Source organism: Glutamicibacter sp. AOP38-B1-38, assembly GCF_052377485.1.
Classification (GTDB): domain Bacteria; phylum Actinomycetota; class Actinomycetes; order Actinomycetales; family Micrococcaceae; genus Glutamicibacter.
On record NZ_JBQSWU010000077.1, the window covers coordinates 1 to 1,560 of the forward strand.

The 1,560-nt window shown below is 57.1% G+C and carries 1 protein-coding gene; it reads right to left on the reverse strand.

Features of this window, described 5'->3' with window-relative positions:
* Nucleotides 1-1,517, reverse strand: a 1,517-nt coding sequence (locus ACT3TP_RS18640) for an IS1634 family transposase (RefSeq protein ID WP_444621280.1), incomplete at its 3' end; no start/stop codon positions are given.
* Between the last annotated feature and the right edge of the window lie 43 nt (nucleotides 1,518-1,560).

The window sequence follows — 1,560 nt, forward strand, 5'->3', positions numbered from 1 at the left end:
CCATTGACCTGGATTTTCGCCGAACGAACACCCTTCAAATCAGTGATAATCCGCTTCAAACTCATCCCAGAGATCTCCTGCAAATGCCGGCCAATCGCCAACGCAGCGAACACCACAGTCAAATGAGCATCAATGGCGTCCTCATCCCTGTGAAACACCGGACGAGCGGAAAGGTCACTCTTGGTCATACGGAATGACGCTTCAACCTGCCAGAGGTCATGGTACGAATCAAGGACCTGCTGACCTTTCATCACCGACTGGTCAATATTCGTGACGTAGCCCTTCAATCCGGCCAGCATACGGGCACGCTCAATACGTGCCTCATCGACTTCAGGCTTCGTCCCGGTCGTTTTCACGAACCGTGCTTTACGCATCTGGCTTGTGCCTTCAGCAATGCCCATGGCACGGCGTTCCATCAGGTTGATGTTCCGATTATCAGTGACGAAACGCTTCGCAGACCATTGATAAATCACTCGGCGTTCTCGGCCTTTTGCACCGGCGCCCATGACGCGCTTCGATTCCAGGATCTGCCCGTTGGCGAACCGGTTGCCCTTCGTATCGAAATGTTCTTGCAAGTCATAAGGTGCTTTGGCCATACGCGAGCCGACGATGAATTTGAACCCAGCATCTTCCAAAGCGGTCAGATTCGCGGCGGAGAGCATGCCGGCATCAGCGACGACCACCATGTCGGTGATACCGTGCCGCTCCTGAAACGCTTGGACCACCGGAACGATCGTGGTGGTCTCGGCCTTGTTCCCGGCAAACATATGCATTTCCAGCGGGAACCCGGCCGGGTCCACCAGAAGCCCGACTTGGATTTGCGGGTCAACCCGGTGCTCTTTGCTCATGCCGACTTTGCGGAGGTCATCCTCCTTTTTCGACTCAAAGTGAAGGGTGGTGACGTCATACATGATCATTGCGCCGAGCCCCACGGATCGGCTGCGGTAGGCGACCATGGCTTTGGCCAGAGTGTCTTTGTAGTTCAAATCGTGGCAGCGATGCAGGCTGCGAAAAAGGGTCCGCAAGGACGGGTGCGGTGCACAGACGCCATCGAGCACTCTGATGGTGTCTGCTTTGGATGTCGGCTCAATGATCCTGGCGAGCACCATGGCACGAAACCCCTCGTCATCAAGGACTTCGAACCCAAGCCGCGCATAGGCTGCGGTGAGGATGTCCCACAGTTCAGTGGCTGGAGATGCAACGACTTTCGCGGTGCCCGTGGCGCCGGTTCGGGGTCTTCCGCGGTCAGGAATCACGTCGGGCATTGCGGCGTTCTTGGTCCAGTCAGCGACTTCGTCCAGGGACGCGGGTTCTTGTTCCACATCGCCGAAGTCGAAGGCTTGCTGCCCTGGATGCAAGCGTTGTTCGGCGGAGCGTAGCAGCAGTGCTAGTTCGGCGTCGGTGTTCGCTGAGCCGATGTGTTCCACGGAGGTGGTGGTGCGTCCGGTTTGGTCCACGATTTGCACGGCGACAGCGCCGGATGCGGTGCGGACCTTGCGGATGAATCGGGAACCCATGGGTTCAGGGTACCGGGAACCTATTTATTAGTAAGTATTTCGG